Source organism: Herbidospora daliensis (assembly GCF_001570585.1).
GTDB classification, from domain to species: Bacteria; Actinomycetota; Actinomycetes; order Streptosporangiales; family Streptosporangiaceae; genus Herbidospora; species Herbidospora daliensis.
On the sequence record NZ_BBXF01000007.1, the window covers coordinates 312631 to 327605 of the forward strand.

Below are 14975 nucleotides of genomic sequence, written 5' to 3' on the forward strand. Positions count from 1 at the left end.
TCGTCCGTGAAGCTCAAACTGGCCGCCGTGGCCGTCGCCGCCGGGCTGGCGCTGACCGCGTGCAGCGGGCCGATCGAGGCCGGTTCCGCCGCCACGGTCGGCGACCGCCGCATCACCATCGCCACGCTCGACGAGAACGTGGCGGAGTTCCAGAAGGCGCTGGAGGCGGCCAAGATCGCGCCCGACCAGCTCCAGCAGCTTCCCGGCACGATGACCCAGGCCGTGCTGCTCCAGCTCGTCAACGTGAGCCAGTTCAGCCAGCTCGAAGAGCGCAACGGCATCACGGTCTCCGAGGGCGAGGTCGACGCCTTCTACGCCAGCAACAACGGCCAGGCCGCCGTCGACCAGATCCTCCTGCAGCGCGGCGTGTCCCCGATGCTGGCCCGCGACTGGCTGAAAGTTTCCATCGGCTCGGAGAAGCTGGCCGCCAAGCTCGGCGGCGGCACCGGCGAGCAGCAGATGGCCGCCGGCCAGCAGAAGATCAACGAGCTGGCGGGCCAGATCCCGGTCAACTTCAGCCCCCGCTACGGCGCCTTCGACCCGGCCCAGGGCTGGTTGCCGGGCGACCGTTTCGGCACCCCGCCGGCCGCCAACGGCGCCGCTGCGGGCTGACGCGTGCCGCTGATCGTCGTCACCTCCTCGCCCCGGGTCGCCCCCGGGATCCTCAGCGCTCCCGCGTGGGAGGCCCTGCGGGCGGGGAAGGTCTTCACCGGTTCCGCCGACCATCCGCTGCTGCCGTTCGTGCCCGGCGCGGAGGTCCGCGACGACCCGGCGGCCATCGCCCGCGAGGCGGTCACCACGACGCTGGTCTGGCTCGCGGCGCAAGACGGCGACGAGGCGTTCTTCCGCGCCGTCGGCCACGCGGCGCTGGCGCTGCCCGATCCGCCCGAGATCGAGGTCGTGCCCGGCTCCTACGACCTGCCCGGCGCGCGGCTGCTCGACATGGTCGCCGTGATGGACCGGCTGCGCCGCGAGTGCCCCTGGGACGGCCGGCAGACCCACGAGTCGCTGATCCCCTACCTGGTCGAGGAGTCCTACGAGGTCGTCGAGACGATCGAGAACGGCGACCTGGCCGGGCTCCGCGAGGAACTCGGCGACCTGCTGTTCCAGGTGGTCTTCCACGCCCGGCTCGCGCAGGAGCGCGGCGACGACGGCTGGGACGTCGACGATGTCGCCGAGGCGATCGTGGCCAAGCTGATCCGCCGCCACCCCCACGTGTTCGCCGACGTGAGCGTCGACGGCGCCGAGACGGTCGCGGCCAACTGGGAAGAGATCAAGAAGGCCGAACGCGCGGCCAAGGGCGAGCCGGAGTCGGCGCTGTCGGGCGTCCCGATGGGCCAGCCGGCCGTGTCCCTGGCCGCCCAGCTGCTGCGGCGCGCCGCCCGCGCGGGCGCCCCCGCCGACCTGGCCGACGGTCCCGTCTCCGCGGGTCAGCGGCTTTTCGACCTCGTACGCGAAATCCAGGACGCCGGCGACGACCCCGAGGCGGCGCTGCGCCGGGCGGCCCGCGACTACCGGGCCAGGGTCGAGGCGTGGGAGCGGAACTCCGTCTCAGATGGCGGACAGATGGGCGTTACCGGCGAGTAGGCGTCGATAGGCTCTTGTCGCAAACTGTCTTTCGACATTTAGGAGTGCTTCGTGGCTTCCATCGAGGCCGTTCACGCCCGCGAGATCCTCGATTCGCGGGGTAACCCGACTGTCGAGGTCGAAGTCCTGCTCGAAGACGGCAGCACCGGCCGGGCCGCCGTCCCGAGCGGCGCCTCCACCGGGCAGTTCGAGGCGGTCGAGCTCCGTGACGGCGGCTCCCGCTACAAGGGCAAGGGCGTCGAGAAGGCCGTCCTGGCCGTCACCGACGAGATCCAGGACGAGATCCTCGGCATCGACGCCGAAGAGCAGCGCATCATCGACCAGGTCATGATCGACCTCGACGGCACGCCCAACAAGGCCCGCCTCGGCGCCAACGCCATCCTCGGCGTCTCGCTCGCCGTCGCCAAGGCCGCGGCCGAGTCGTCCGACCTGCAGCTGTTCCGCTACGTCGGCGGCCCCAACGCCCACGTGCTGCCGGTCCCGATGATGAACATCCTCAACGGCGGCGCCCACGCCGACTCCAACGTCGACATCCAGGAGTTCATGATCGCGCCGATCGGCGCCGAGACGTTCTCCGAGGCCGTCCGCATCGGCGCCGAGACCTACCACTCGCTGAAGTCGGTGCTCAAGGAGCGCGGCTACGCCACCGGCCTGGGCGACGAGGGCGGCTTCGCCCCCAACCTGCCCAGCAACCGCGACGCCCTCGACCTGATCCTGGTCGCGATCGAGAAGGCCGGCTACACCCCCGGCACCGACATCGCGCTCGCCCTCGACGTGGCCGCCACCGAGTTCCACAACGGCGGCGTCTACACCATCGACGGCAAGGGCCTGTCGGCCGACGAGCTCGCCGCCTACTACGAAGACCTGGTCCGCAACTACCCGCTGGTCTCGATCGAAGACCCCTTCGACGAGGAGGACTGGGCGGGCTGGAAGACCCTGACCGACTCCGTCGGCGGCAAGGTCCAGATCGTCGGCGACGACCTGTTCGTCACCAACCCCGAGCGGCTGCAGCGCGGCATCGACACCGCCACCGCCAACGCCCTCCTGGTCAAGGTCAACCAGATCGGCACCCTGACCGAGACCCTCGACGCCGTCGACCTGGCCCACCGCAGCGGCTACCGCTGCATGATGAGCCACCGCTCGGGCGAGACCGAAGACGTCACCATCGCCGACCTGGCCGTGGCCGTCAACGCCGGCCAGATCAAGACCGGCGCCCCGGCCCGCTCCGACCGCGTCGCCAAGTACAACCAGCTTCTGCGCATCGAGGAACTTCTCGACGACGCCGCCCGCTACGCGGGTCGCAAGGCGTTCCCGCGCTTCCAGGGCTAGGTTTTACCGGTGAGGCCCGCGTCCCCATCGGGCGCGGGCCCTACCGAAAGCGGGGTTCAGATGGCGAAACGACCGCAGCTCACCGGCCGGGCCGCGATCCTCGCGGTCGTGGTGTGCGCGATCGCGATGAGCCTGGCCTATCCCGTGCGCGAATTCCTCGCCCAGCGGCGGCAGATCACCCAGCTGGAGCAGCAGCAGGCCAAGGCCCTGGCCGACCTGCGCTCGCTCGAAGAGGAACGCAAACGACTCGAAGACCCCGAATACATCAAGCGCGAGGCCCGCGAGAAACTGCACTTCTGCGAGCCCGGCGCCCACTGCTACGGGGTCCTCGACGACGGAACGAAGACATCCGCCTCGGCCGGACAGCGCAAGGCCGCCGTCTCGCCGTGGTACATCTCGCTCTGGCAGTCGGTCGAATCGGCCGACCGGGGGCAAGGCAAGAAAATGGGGGGATAGGTGTCCGGGGTCAGTCCAGACGACCTGGCGGCGGTAGAGGCCCAGCTGGGCCGCCCGCCCCGCGGCGTGCGCGCCATCGCCCACCGCTGCCCGTGCGGCCTGCCCGACGTGGTCGAGACCTCCCCCCGCCTCCCCGACGGAACCCCGTTCCCGACGACCTTCTACCTGACCTGCCCCCGCGCCGCCTCGGCGATCGGCACCCTGGAGGGCGGCGGCGTCATGAAGGACATGCGCGACCGCTTGGCCGCCGACCCCGACCTGGCCGCGCGCTACCAGGCGGCCCACGACGACTACCTGGCCCGCCGCGACAAGGCCGCCGCCGAAGACGGCCTGGAGCCCCTTCCCCGGGGAACCCAGACGGCGGGCGGCATGCCCGACCGGGTCAAATGCCTCCACGCGCTGGTCGGCCACGAACTCGCCGCCCCGGGCACCAACCCGTTCGGCCGCGAAGCCCTCGACGCCCTCCCGGAATGGTGGTCCGAGGGTCCCTGCGTCTGCTGATGCAGGTCTGGCACCTCGGCTTCCTGCTGCGACGCGAGCTCTCGTGGGACTCGGCGCCGTCCTTGGGATTCTCCTTTTCCGTTACGGCTCCGCCCACCCCGGCACCACCCGCCGTCGTCGGATCGGACCTGTCTCCGGCGCCGGCCGCCCGCTCCGGCTTCCGCCGCAACGGCTGATGGCACGTGGTGGGGATTGGGAGACCAACGGCGAGGGGTGATCGTCGGATGGCGTGGTTGCCGGGCCGAATATGCTGGCGGGCCTGATCGCCGTGCTGATGGGGTGGGTTGAGTAGTGACGCGTGTGGCCGCCATCGACTGTGGGACCAACTCGGTCCGGTTGCTCATCGCCGACGTCGAGGGTGACACGCTCACCGACGTCGTGCGGCGGATGGAGATCGTCCGGCTCGGGCAGGGCGTCGACAAGACCGGGATGCTCGCCCCCGAGGCCCTGGAGCGCACCTTCGCCGCGATGCGCGGCTACGCCGCCGAGATCCTCGACGCGGGCGCGGGGAAGACCCGGGTCGTCGCGACCTCCGCCACCCGCGACGCCGGGAACCGTGACGTCTTCGTCGACGGCGTGCGCGCCATCTTCGGCGTGGAGCCCGAAGTGGTGACCGGTGACGCGGAGGCCGCCCTCTCCTTCAACGGGGCCGTAAGGGGCATTTCCGACCCGCCGGGGCCCTATCTGGTCGTCGACATCGGCGGCGGCTCGACCGAGTTCGTCGTCGGCTCGACGGCGGTCAAGGGCGCCCTGTCGATGGACATCGGCTGCGTCCGCCTGACCGAACGCCACGACGGCGACTTCGCCGCCATGCGCGCCGACGTCGACGCCGCCCTGGCGGTGGTCGCGAACGCGGTGCCGGTCAGCGACGCCCGGACCCTCGTCGGCCTCGCCGGCTCGGTGACGACCGTCGCCGGGATCGCCCTCGGCCTGCCCCGCTACGACTCCGAGCGCATCCACCACTCGCGCATCTCCGCAGGTGACGTCCAAGAGGTGACCGAACGGCTCCTCACGATGACCCGCGAGGAACGCGCCGCGATCCCGGTGATGCACCCGGGCCGCGTCGACGTGATCTGCGCGGGCGCGATCATCCTCGACCGGATCGTGCGCGACTTCGGCTTCACCGAGGTGGTCGTGAGCGAACACGACATCCTCGACGGCATCGCCTGGTCGATCGCCTAGCAGTAGTCACGGTCCCCGGCCAGGAACGCCGACCGCGCCCGCGGTCCCCGTGAGCACCCGGCCGGGTGGCAGCGCCGCGGTGGACAGGATGTCTCCTCCGCTGTCGCCTCGCGTGGCGGAGAGGTTGTATTCGACGCCCGGGGAAAGCGTGGGGTCGCCGGTGTCGAGCCGCCAGGCGGGGCCGGGCGACGCGAGGTCGAGCGAGGCCCCTTCGGCGGCGAGGGGGGACACCGAGGTGTAGCGGGCCACCGGCTGCCAGTTCGAGTCGTCGTCGAAGACGCCGATGTCCGCCCGCACCGACGTGGGCGGCACACACCACCTGATCAGCGCCACCGGGCCGGCCGGGCCCTGGTAGACCGCCGTCTCTCCGCTGAGCTTGGCCATGCAGCCGGTCGCCGCGACGAGCACGAGCACGATGGTGGGCCGCCGGAGCATCGGCCGCCCTACCTGTTCAGCCGCACCGGCAGCGAGAACAGGCCGCGCATGATGTTGCTCGGCCACCACACCAGATCGTCGGTCGCCAGCTCCAGGTCGGGGAAGCGCCGGATCACCCCGCTGATCGCGACCTCGCCCTCGATCTTCGCCAGCGCCGCCCCCACGCAGTAGTGGGGCCCCCGCCCGAACGCCAGGTGGGGCTCGTCGATCCGCCCCGGACGGAACGCGTCGGGGTCGTCGAACGCCTCGGGATCGCGGTTGGCCGCCAGCAGCGACACCAGGATCGGCTCGCCGGGCGACATCTCCTGCCCACCGATCACGACGGGCTCGGTCGGGAACCGCCACGTCGCGTTGCGCACCGGACCGTCGTAACGCAGCATCTCGTCGATCACGTCGGGCAACGTCGACGGATCCTTCTTGAGCGCGGCGAACTGAGCGGGGTTGCGTAACAACGCCAGCAGCCCGTTGCCGATCAGCGCGACCGTCGTCTCGTGCCCGGCGATGAGCAGCAGGAACGCCGTGGACGTCAGCTCCTCGACGCTGATGTCGGGCCGCCGCACCAGCTCGGTCAGCAGGTCGTCGCCCGGATGGGTGCGCTTGTGGGCCACCAGGTCGCCCAGGAACCGCTCCATGCCGTCGGTCGCCGCCGCGATCTGGTCGATCTCCGAAGCCGCCGCGGAGTCGATCACCGAGGCCAGCTGGTGGAAGACCGCCCGTTCGGACTCGGGCACGCCCAGCAGATCGCAGATGATCGCGATCGGCAGCGGATAGGCCAGGTCGGCGACCAGGTCGGCCTCGTCCTTGGCGGCCATCACCGCGAGCAGCCCCTCGGTCAGGTCTTCGGCCCGGGCCCGCAACCGCGCCACCCTCCGGGGCGTGAACGCGGCGCTGACCAGGCGGCGCAGCCGGGGATGGTCGGGCGAGTCGGCGTTCAGCATGTGCCGCGCCAGCGAAGAACGGTGGTCGAGCGGCAGACCGAGCTGCGCCCGGAACCATTCGGGCGAACCCAGCGCCGGGTCCTTGGCGAGCGCCGGATGGGTCAGCGCGGTCACCGCATCGGCGTAACGGGTGATCAGCCAGGCCTCGCAGCCCGGCAGCGGCACCTTGACGACCGGGGCGTTGCGCCGCAGCCAGTCGTAGGCCGGATAGGGGTCGGCGTCGAAGGCGGGCCCGAAAAGCGGAGGGAGGGACACGGCGTTGTCCTTCCCCGCCGCCTCCGCTGGCACGCTTGGGGCCATGAGTTTCGTACCTCCCGGCACCGGCTGGCCGGACGACCCGGCCACGCCCTCGACCCCCGTCGCGACCACGCCAGCGGAGGTGGCCGACCTGGCCGCGCACAGCCCGTCCTTGGCTGAGCTGACCGCCCGCCAGTCGGTCTGCCGCGCCTGCCCGAGGCTGGTGACCTGGCGGGAGGAGGTGGCCGACGTGAAACGACGGGCGTACCAGACCGAGACCTACTGGGGTCGCCCCATCGCCGGCTGGGGCGACGACGACCCGAAGGTCCTGATCGTCGGCCTGGCCCCCGCCGCCCACGGAGGCAACCGCACCGGCCGCATCTTCACCGGCGACCGAAGCGGCGACTGGCTCTTCGCCTCCCTCTATCGCACGGGCCTGGCCGCCCAACCGACGAGCGTCCACGCGGGCGACGGCCAACGCCTGATCGGCGCCCGCATGGTCGCCGCCGTCCGCTGCGCGCCTCCCGCCAACAAACCGACCCCGGAGGAGCGCGACAACTGCTTCCCGTGGCTACTCCAGGAGCTCCGTCTTGTACGCCCCCGCGTCGTGGTGGCGCTGGGAGGTTTCGCTTGGCAGGCGATCTGGCTGGCCCTGAAGGCCACGGGCTACGGCCTGCCGACCCCCCGCCCCGCGTTCGGCCACGGGGTGGAAGTGCCCCTGACCCCACCGACCCCCGCCCAGGGGGAGACGACGTTGATCGGCTGCTACCACCCCAGCCAGCAGAACACCTTCACCGGCCGAGTGACGGAGACGATGCTGGACGCGATCTTCACCCGCGCCGCCGCCCTGTGAAAGCTCCTGACGATCCACTGCTCGCAGGGGGAGGGGTGTCCGGTGGCCGGTGTGCGACAGCCCTCCAGAGGAGCTTCACCCAGCATCCGGCGCTCCGCACCGGATATTTCGGGCTATGGGCACTGCCGCAGCAGGCGTGTCGACCGGGTGATCGCCTGCTCGCCGCCCGACGGAACCGCCATAGAGCCTAGAGAACGCAGGATATTTCCGGCTCCGGGCACTCCGCGATGCTGCGGTAGGCGTGCCGACCATGAGGTCGCCCGCTCTCCGCCCGACAGCCTAGAGGGCGCCGGAAATTTCGGGATATGGGCACTGCCGCAGCAGGCGTGTCGACCGTGAGGCCCTGATCTCCGCCCGACGGAACCGCCCGGGAGCCTCTCGATCGCCGGATATTTCCGGCCATGTGCCCCCGCCCAGCCGATGTCGTCTCGGTTGGTGGACGCGGGCGCTCGCGGCCTTGGAGCGCCTTCGCGTTCTCCCAGGTCACCAGGCTTGTGAATTGCTTCACATGTGTGAAGTCGGTCACGTTCGAAAATTCGGGCAAAGTTCGCACGTCAAGTCGTACCGAAAATTCTTGATCTGGAAAGTTCGGTCAAGTTCCCTTGGGAAGGGATTGGCTTCGCCGGGTGTTGTTCAGGTAGCTTGTGAATGCTTTCACAAGCGACCGGCACACACGAAGGGCATCCGTGATGGACCGCACGTCGAAGCACATCGTCATCGTTGGCGGTGGATACGTGGGCATGTACACCGGCCTGCGGCTCCAGCGCACCCTCCGTCGCGAACTGCGGAACGGATCGGTCCGGATCACCCTCATCGACCCGCAGTCCTACATGACCTACCAGCCGTTCCTGCCGGAGGCGGCGGCGGGGAGCATCTCGCCGCGGCACGTCGTCGCGCCGCTGCGCCGGGTGCTGCCGAAGATCCGGATTCTCAACGGCAAGGTCGCCAAGGTCAACCACGAGCAGCGGGAGCTGACCTTCGAGCCGATCGTGGGCGAGCCCCGCGAGATCGGTTACGACGTCGTGGTCATGGCGGCCGGGTCGGTCTCGCGCACGCTGCCGATCCCGGGGCTCGCCGACGCGGCCATCGGGTTCAAGTCGGTCGGGGAGGCCATCGCGCTGCGCAACCGGGTGCTGGCGCTGCTCGACCGGGCCGAGTCGGCCGACGACGAGGACGTGCGGCGCCGGGCGCTCACCTTCGTCGTGGTCGGCGGCGGGTTCGCCGGGATCGAGGCGCTGGCCGAGCTGCAGGACATGACCGACGACGCGATCTCCTACTACCCGTCGATCAAGAAGGGCGACCTGCGGTGGGTGCTGATCGAGGCGACCGACCGCATCCTGCCCGAGGTCGGGCCCGAGATGGGGACCTGGACCGCCGAGCAGCTGCGTGAGCGCGGCATCGAGCTGAAGATGTCGACCCGGCTGAACTCGGTCGTCGGCGGGCAGGTCGAGACCAGCGACGGCGACTCCTTCGAGGCGGCGACCGTCGTCTGGACGGCCGGCGTCAAGGCCGCCCCCATCGTGCTCTCGGGTGACCTTCCGCTCGACGAGCGCGGCCGGATCAAGACCACCACCCAGCTGACCGTCAGCGGCGTCGAGGGCGCCTTCGCGGCCGGCGACGTGGCGGGCGTGCCCGACCTCACCCACCCTGGGGAGTACTGCGCGCCCAACGCCCAGCACGCCGTCCGCCAGGCCAAGGTCCTCGGCGACAACATCACCGCCTACCTGCGCGGCCGTCCGCTCAGGGACTACAAGCACAAGTACGTCGGCTCGGTCGCCGGACTGGGCCTGCACAAGGGCGTCGCGAACGTCTACGGAGTCAAGCTGCGCGGCTGGCCCGCGTGGTTCATGCACCGGACCTACCACCTGTCGCGGGTGCCGACCACCAACCGGAAGGTCCGCGTCATGGCCGACTGGACCCTCTCGCTGTTCTTCCGCCGGGAGACCGTGTCGCTCGGTGAGATCGAGCACCCCCGCGACCAGTTCAGAGCCGCTGCCGCCGGGTAACCCCGGCATCTCCCTTTGTTAACGGCCCGCGCCTACCATCAGGCGCGGGCCGTTATCACATTGGTAGGCGAGAGTGTTTCATCCCGTTTCGCCAGCCATTCTCCCTGCTACTGTATTGCCGCCCAGTTTGATGGATCGTACGGGGGATGCGGCGTAAGGTCTCACCAGTTACAGTTGTGCGCTCCGTGACGTATGATCGCGGCGCCCCCGTAGCCCAATGGCAGAGGCAAGCCCCTTAAAAGGGCTTTAGTGCGGGTTCGAGTCCCGCCGGGGGCACCGTTTGGTGGCGTAATTCGGCCCGTGACCAGCAGAAATGCGGTCGCGGGCCGTTGTGATTCCAGGATGGCCGTTTCGGGGTGCCGGAACTGACCTGCGACGATGATCGTCCGGGGTGCCCCGGGAGCGGGTTGTCAGTGCCCCCGTCAAGCCGGGATCCCCGTCGGGCACGCCTGATCGGGGTGCCGGGGCGGCCGTCTGAGGGTGGCCGGGTCAGGGGGACCGGTGGAGGGGCGGCGGCGGGCCCGGCTCCGACCGCCTGGCGGTGCCTTGCCTTGAGGGGAGAATCCCATTCCGTGCCCGAATGTCGGCCTCTCCCTTTTGGTCAGTGGTGGAAACCGGAGAACGCCGCCAAGGCCCGGCCGATAAATCCCTGATCAGGAATGGGCTGGTTGTCGCGGGATCGTGGACGCTGTTTCGCGGGCACGGCGGTAGTGGCCATTCTCGTGGCGGCGGAAGGGTGAATCTCCGGTGAATGGTCATCGGCGAAGCCCGGATCGAAGACAAAGGCCGATCTCACCAGCTTTCATATACGCGAAAAGCGCCGCGACCGAGCCTTCTCGATTTCGTTCTCAATGGGACATGACGTGCCGACGCGCCAGTTTTCGCAGGTGGGAGGCGGTCTTGGGGGTCGCGGTGATCTTCGGAGACCATTTGCGGCGGCTCGGGGAAAGGGTGTGAGTCGGCCCCATGTAGAGGGGCTCCGGGCCGGTTCCCGGAAAGCGGTAAAGTTTCCCTCAAGTTCGTCGGAGAACCGTCAGGTAACATCCGTCACTTTGGTGACCGGCCCTTTCTCGGCCGAAAGTTGCCAGGTTCCGTTCAGGTTGCGGCGGCCAGCGCCGATCTGACCGCCTCGGGCAGGTCGGGGGAGTCGACCGCGTCGACCTCGTCGCGGTTCCAGTGGCGGGCCGCGATCAGCTTCGCCAGCGGCTCGGCCAGCCCGTCTCCGACCAGGCAGCAGACCGCCCGGGGCAGCAGCAGGTCGTGTGAGGCGGCCAGCCGCAGGAACGCCGCCGCGGCCTCCGGCGACTCGTCGGCGACGATGCCGAGCCACCACAACGCCCGCCGGGCGTCCTGCCACGACAGGTCACGGGTGATCGCGTCGATGACGCCCGGCCGCGCCGCCGCGAGCACCCGCGCGGCGACGAGGACGGGCCGCAGCGGCTCGCCCATCACCCACCCGGGCACTATGCCGCCCCGGGGCCGGTCGGCCGGCGTGGCGAGCCGCTGGAGGATCTCCGGCCGCGCTCCCACCAGCAACTCCACCACGACGTCGTCCCCCTTTCTCATCGGCAGGGGGACCGCGTGGGGGCGGGCCGCCAGCCGGGCGCGATCGATGACGTCGAAGACGGGTCCGGTGAGTTCGGGCGCCTCGTCGGGCGCCTCGCCCTCGAACTCGTCGACGGCCAGCGTGAAGCACCGGCCGAGGTCGTCGGGGTCGGCCACCCGGATCACCGGGCCGAACGGGGCCTCCAGCCCGCCGGGACGCCGCGCCTCCGCGATCACCCGGATCGGCTGCCGGCCCTGGTGCTCGCGGAGGGCGGCCAGCAGGAGCGGCACGTCGTCGCGCAGGTCGGCCTCGTCGACCAGGATCAGGGTGGGCTGCCCGATCGCCGCCAGCCGCGTGATCAGGCCCCGGCTGGGTCCGGGCGCGAGCCGGCCGCACGTCCATTCACGCTCGCGGGTCCGGGCGAACTCGATCATCAGCCGCGACTTGCCCACCCCGGGCGGGCCCGCCACGACCATCAGCCGATCGCCGTCGGGATCGTCGAGCCAGGCGCCGAGCCGGGCCATCTCCTCTTCCCGGCCGACGAAGGGCACCGAGCAGGAGACCGGGTCGACGAGCGACCTGCCGAACCGGGCGGTCTCCCGCAGCGGCAGGAGCGGGATCACCCGGCTGGGCGGCGGCGCGAGGTCCGCGGGCCGTCGCCTGCCCCGCAACGCGACTCCGACCGCCACCACGAACGCGCCCGTCCCGACCGCGGTCCACCCGTCGACCCAGTCGCCTTCCAGAAATCCCCCGAGAGCTCCCTTCACGGCGAGCAGGCCCGCGATGAAGGCGCACAGGAACCAGTTGACACCCCGTAACCTCACACCTGATCATCACCCCGCCGGGCCCGTCGCGGATAGGTGACCAGCCGCCACAGGTGTTCGACCGGTCCCTGCCGGAAACGCCGCAGCCACCAGGTCGACCACACCCACTGGACGGCCAGGACACCCCCGGCGATGCCCAGCACCGTGCCCGTCGACCAGCTCTCGGCCGTGCCGCCGACCAGGGGCCGCAGCGCCAAAACGAGCAGCGTCGCCGTGAGGTAGTTGGTCAGCGCCATCCGGCCGAGGGGCGCGAACAGGGCGTACAGGAACCCCCGGAGGGGGCTGCGCAGCAGCACCAGGAACAGGCAGACGTAGACGACGGCGGCGGCCAGCCCGGCGGCCGTGAACAGCTGGGCGTCGGAGGTCTGCAGACGCCCCAGCACGACGGCCGGCACCAGCGCCGCCCCGCCGACGATCGCCGGAACCTTCGTGGACGAATCCAGCCGGTCGGCCACCCCGTAGCGGACCAGCGCCGACCCGAGCAGGAACAGGCCGGGGACCACGAGGATCCCGCCGCCGAAGAACAGCGCCAGCCCCAGCGCCACCGCCGACAGCGCGGCGGACACAGATCGGGGCAACCACGTCGACGGCAGCAGGACGGCCAGCCCGGCGACGGCGTAGATCGCCAGGATGTCGCCGTCCCAGAGCAGCCGATGGGCCAGCCCGAGCACGAGCAGCGCCAGCAACCGCCGCAGCAGCACGACCCGGGTGCCGGCCGACTCGTAGAGGAGCCAGAAGCCCATGCCGAACAGCAGTGAGAAGATGGGGAAGAAACGGTGGTCGACCAGCAGCCCGAGCCACAGGTCGGCGGTGGTGGGCGGCGCGCCGTCGGGGGGCAGCAGCCCGACCGTGGTGGCGATGGGCCTGACGTTGGCGACGAGGATCCCGCAGAGCGCGAAGCCGCGGATCACGTCGAGAGCCACGATGCGTGGCCGGGGGGATTGCCGTGACATGTCGCTGAAGTCTGGTCACGGCGGCGGCCCGGAACCTGACCCGAACGGCCAGATCCCTTTCGCCCGGCTCGTCCTTTCGGCCGAGCGGGCGAACCTGCCGCGAGTCGGCGAGAAATGATCTTGTTGGCGATGATCGCGGCGTATCGTGGCTCGGAACACGGTACGGCGATCGGACGGGTGGAACATGGACACGCTTCACGGATCTTCCCCCTTTCCCCCTATCGCGGATTACGGCTTCCTGTCCGACTGCGAAGTGACCGCACTGGTCGCGAGCAGCGGAAACATCGAATGGCTCTGCCTGCCACGGCTCGACTCCCCGTCGGTTTTCGGCGCGGTGCTCGACCGGGGCGCGGGGCGGTTCCGGCTGGGCCCGGCCGACACGTTCGTGCCGGCCGCCCGCCGATATCTCCCGGGCACGATGGTCCTGGAGACCTCCTGGGGCACCCCCCAGGGCTGGATCATCGTCAGGGACGTCCTGCTCATGGGCCCCTGGCACCACGAGAACGAGCTCTCCCACACCCACCGGAGGGCCCCCACCGACTACGACAGCGACCACGTCCTGCTCCGGACCGTGCGCTGCGTGTCGGGGGAACTGCAGATCACACTGGACTGCGAACCGGTCCTCGACTACGGCCGTAAGCCCGTGAACTGGTCATACACCGGCAGGGGTTACCACCAGGGACTGGCGACCGCAGAGGGCAGTGACCTCAGGCTGAGGCTCACCACCGACATGCGGCTGGGTTTCGAGGCGGGTCGCGCCATGGCGCGCACCCTCATCAAAGAAGGGGAGACGCGCTTCGTCGCGCTCTCCTGGACCGAGCACGAACCCCCCTACACCTTCGAGGACGCGTACAAGAGGCTCGTCTGGACCGCGCACCACTGGCAGCACTGGCTGGCCCGCGGCGACATCCCCGACCACCCGTGGCGCGGTTACCTGGAGCGCAGCGCCCTGACCCTGAAGGGGCTCACGTTCGCCCCGACGGGCGCGCTGGTCGCGGCGGCGACGACCTCGCTGCCGGAGACCCCGGGCGGCGAGCGCAACTGGGACTACCGCTACTCCTGGGTGCGCGACTCGACGTTCGCGTTGTGGGGCCTCTACACGCTCGGCTTCGACTGGGAGGCCGACGACTTCTTCTGGTTCATCGCCGACGTGGCCGAGCGCGACGAGGAACTCCAGATCATGTACGGGGTCGACGGCGAACGCGACCTGACCGAACGCATCCTCGACCATCTGGAGGGCTACGAGGGCGCCAAGCCCGTCCGCATCGGCAACGGCGCGTTCGACCACCGGCAGAACGACGTCTGGGGCGCGGTCCTCGACTCCTTCTACATCCACATCAAGTCGCGCGACCGGCTCGACGACCGGATCTGGCCGATCCTGGTCCGGCAGGTCGAGGCCGCGATGAAGCACTGGCGCGAGCCCGACCGGGGCATCTGGGAGGTGCGCGGCGAGCCGCAGCACTTCACCTCGTCCAAGGTCATGTGCTGGGTGGCCATGGACCGGGGCGCCCGGCTGGCCGAACTGCGCGGCGAGCCCGAGCTGGCCGAGACGTGGCAGGCGGTCGCCGACGAGATCAAGGACGACATCTGCACCAACGGCGTCAGCGAGAACGGCATCTTCCGGCAGCACTACGCCACCGACGCGCTCGACGCCTCGCTGCTGCTGATCCCGCTGGTCCGGTTCCTGCCGGCCGACGACCCGCGCGTGCGGGCGACCGTGCTGGCCATCGCCGACGACCTGACGGTCGACGACCTGGTGCTGCGGTACCGCACCAAGGAGACCGACGACGGCCTGGCGGGCGAGGAGGGCACCTTCACGATCTGCTCGTTCTGGCTGGTCAGCGCCCTGGCGGAGATCGGGGAGCTCCAGCGGGCCCGGCGGCTGTGCGAGAAGCTGCTCTCGTTCGCCAGCTCGCTCGGCCTCTACGCCGAGGAGATCGACCCGGTCAGCGGACGGCAGCTGGGGAACTTCCCGCAGGCGTTCACCCACCTCGCGCTGATCAACGCGATCATTCACATCATCCGTGCGGAAAACCACCATCACCACCCCGGAACTTCTCCAGCGGATCACTCGTTGAGGAGGCGGTGAGAACCATCCCTTGGTCTTGCGGGGTCACTGACTCCACGG

The 14975-nt window shown here is 70.3% G+C and carries 13 protein-coding genes and 1 tRNA gene; 10 read left to right on the plus strand and 4 right to left on the minus strand.

All coding sequences use genetic code 11. The features are described 5' to 3' along the window. The first annotated feature begins 6 nt into the window (after positions 1–6). From AW274_RS32195 to AW274_RS32220, 6 genes are all read left to right on the plus strand, one after another. Positions 7–612 carry a SurA N-terminal domain-containing protein gene (locus tag AW274_RS32195; RefSeq protein WP_062440353.1) on the plus strand — a complete coding sequence of 202 codons (606 nt, stop codon included), beginning with the start codon at positions 7–9 and terminating at the stop codon, positions 610–612. Positions 613–615: 3 nt separating this feature from the next. Beyond that, positions 616–1587 carry a nucleoside triphosphate pyrophosphohydrolase gene (locus AW274_RS32200; RefSeq protein ID WP_062440358.1) on the plus strand — a complete coding sequence of 324 codons (972 nt, stop codon included), beginning with the start codon at positions 616–618 and terminating at the stop codon, positions 1585–1587. Between the two features lie 51 nt (positions 1588–1638). Further along, positions 1639–2916, plus strand: a complete 1278-nt coding sequence (gene eno, locus AW274_RS32205) for a phosphopyruvate hydratase (protein ID WP_062440362.1) — start codon at positions 1639–1641, stop codon at positions 2914–2916. 60 nt (positions 2917–2976) lie between these two features. Next, positions 2977–3372 (plus strand): FtsB family cell division protein, encoded by a 396-nt coding sequence (locus AW274_RS32210; RefSeq protein ID WP_062440365.1) that lies wholly within the window; start codon positions 2977–2979, stop codon positions 3370–3372. Continuing rightward, positions 3373–3873 carry a DUF501 domain-containing protein gene (locus AW274_RS32215; protein WP_062440369.1) on the plus strand — a complete coding sequence of 167 codons (501 nt, stop codon included), beginning with the start codon at positions 3373–3375 and terminating at the stop codon, positions 3871–3873. A 291-nt stretch (positions 3874–4164) separates the two neighbouring features. Further along, positions 4165–5055: a Ppx/GppA phosphatase family protein gene (locus AW274_RS32220; protein ID WP_062440372.1), complete on the plus strand. Its 891-nt coding sequence runs from the start codon at positions 4165–4167 to the stop codon at positions 5053–5055. A gap of 6 nt (positions 5056–5061) precedes the next feature. Here AW274_RS32220 and AW274_RS32225 read toward each other — a convergent pair whose 3' ends face one another. Both AW274_RS32225 and AW274_RS32230 read right to left on the minus strand, forming a co-directional pair. Next, positions 5062–5490: a hypothetical protein gene (locus AW274_RS32225; RefSeq protein WP_062440376.1), complete on the minus strand. Its 429-nt coding sequence runs from the start codon at positions 5488–5490 to the stop codon at positions 5062–5064. Between the two features lie 8 nt (positions 5491–5498). After that, on the minus strand, positions 5499–6683 hold the full coding sequence (locus AW274_RS32230) for a cytochrome P450 family protein (RefSeq protein WP_232320570.1): 1185 nt from the start codon (positions 6681–6683) through the stop codon (positions 5499–5501). 43 nt (positions 6684–6726) lie between these two features. Between AW274_RS32230 and AW274_RS32235 the strand changes: the two genes are divergently transcribed. The 3 genes from AW274_RS32235 (at position 6727) to AW274_RS32245 (ending at position 9800) form a co-directional block, all read left to right on the plus strand. Continuing rightward, positions 6727–7518: a uracil-DNA glycosylase gene (locus AW274_RS32235; protein WP_062440385.1), complete on the plus strand. Its 792-nt coding sequence runs from the start codon at positions 6727–6729 to the stop codon at positions 7516–7518. A 689-nt stretch (positions 7519–8207) separates the two neighbouring features. After that, positions 8208–9524 (plus strand): NAD(P)/FAD-dependent oxidoreductase, encoded by a 1317-nt coding sequence (locus AW274_RS32240; RefSeq protein ID WP_062440389.1) that lies wholly within the window; start codon positions 8208–8210, stop codon positions 9522–9524. 203 nt (positions 9525–9727) lie between these two features. Continuing rightward, positions 9728–9800, plus strand: a tRNA-Leu gene (locus AW274_RS32245). Positions 9801–10619: 819 nt separating this feature from the next. Here the strand turns inward: AW274_RS32245 and AW274_RS32250 are convergent. Together AW274_RS32250 and AW274_RS32255 are read right to left on the minus strand one after the other, a co-directional pair. Continuing rightward, on the minus strand, positions 10620–11894 hold the full coding sequence (locus AW274_RS32250; protein WP_062440392.1) for an ATP-binding protein: 1275 nt from the start codon (positions 11892–11894) through the stop codon (positions 10620–10622). After that, positions 11891–12847 carry a DUF418 domain-containing protein gene (locus AW274_RS32255; protein ID WP_062440395.1) on the minus strand — a complete coding sequence of 319 codons (957 nt, stop codon included), beginning with the start codon at positions 12845–12847 and terminating at the stop codon, positions 11891–11893. Before AW274_RS32255 ends, AW274_RS32250 begins: the two co-directional genes overlap by 4 nt. Positions 12848–13031: 184 nt before the next feature. On the opposite strand from AW274_RS32255, the gene AW274_RS32260 reads away from it, so the two are divergent. Then, positions 13032–14936, plus strand: a complete 1905-nt coding sequence (locus AW274_RS32260; protein WP_062440398.1) for a glycoside hydrolase family 15 protein — start codon at positions 13032–13034, stop codon at positions 14934–14936. Positions 14937–14975: the final 39 nt, after the last annotated feature.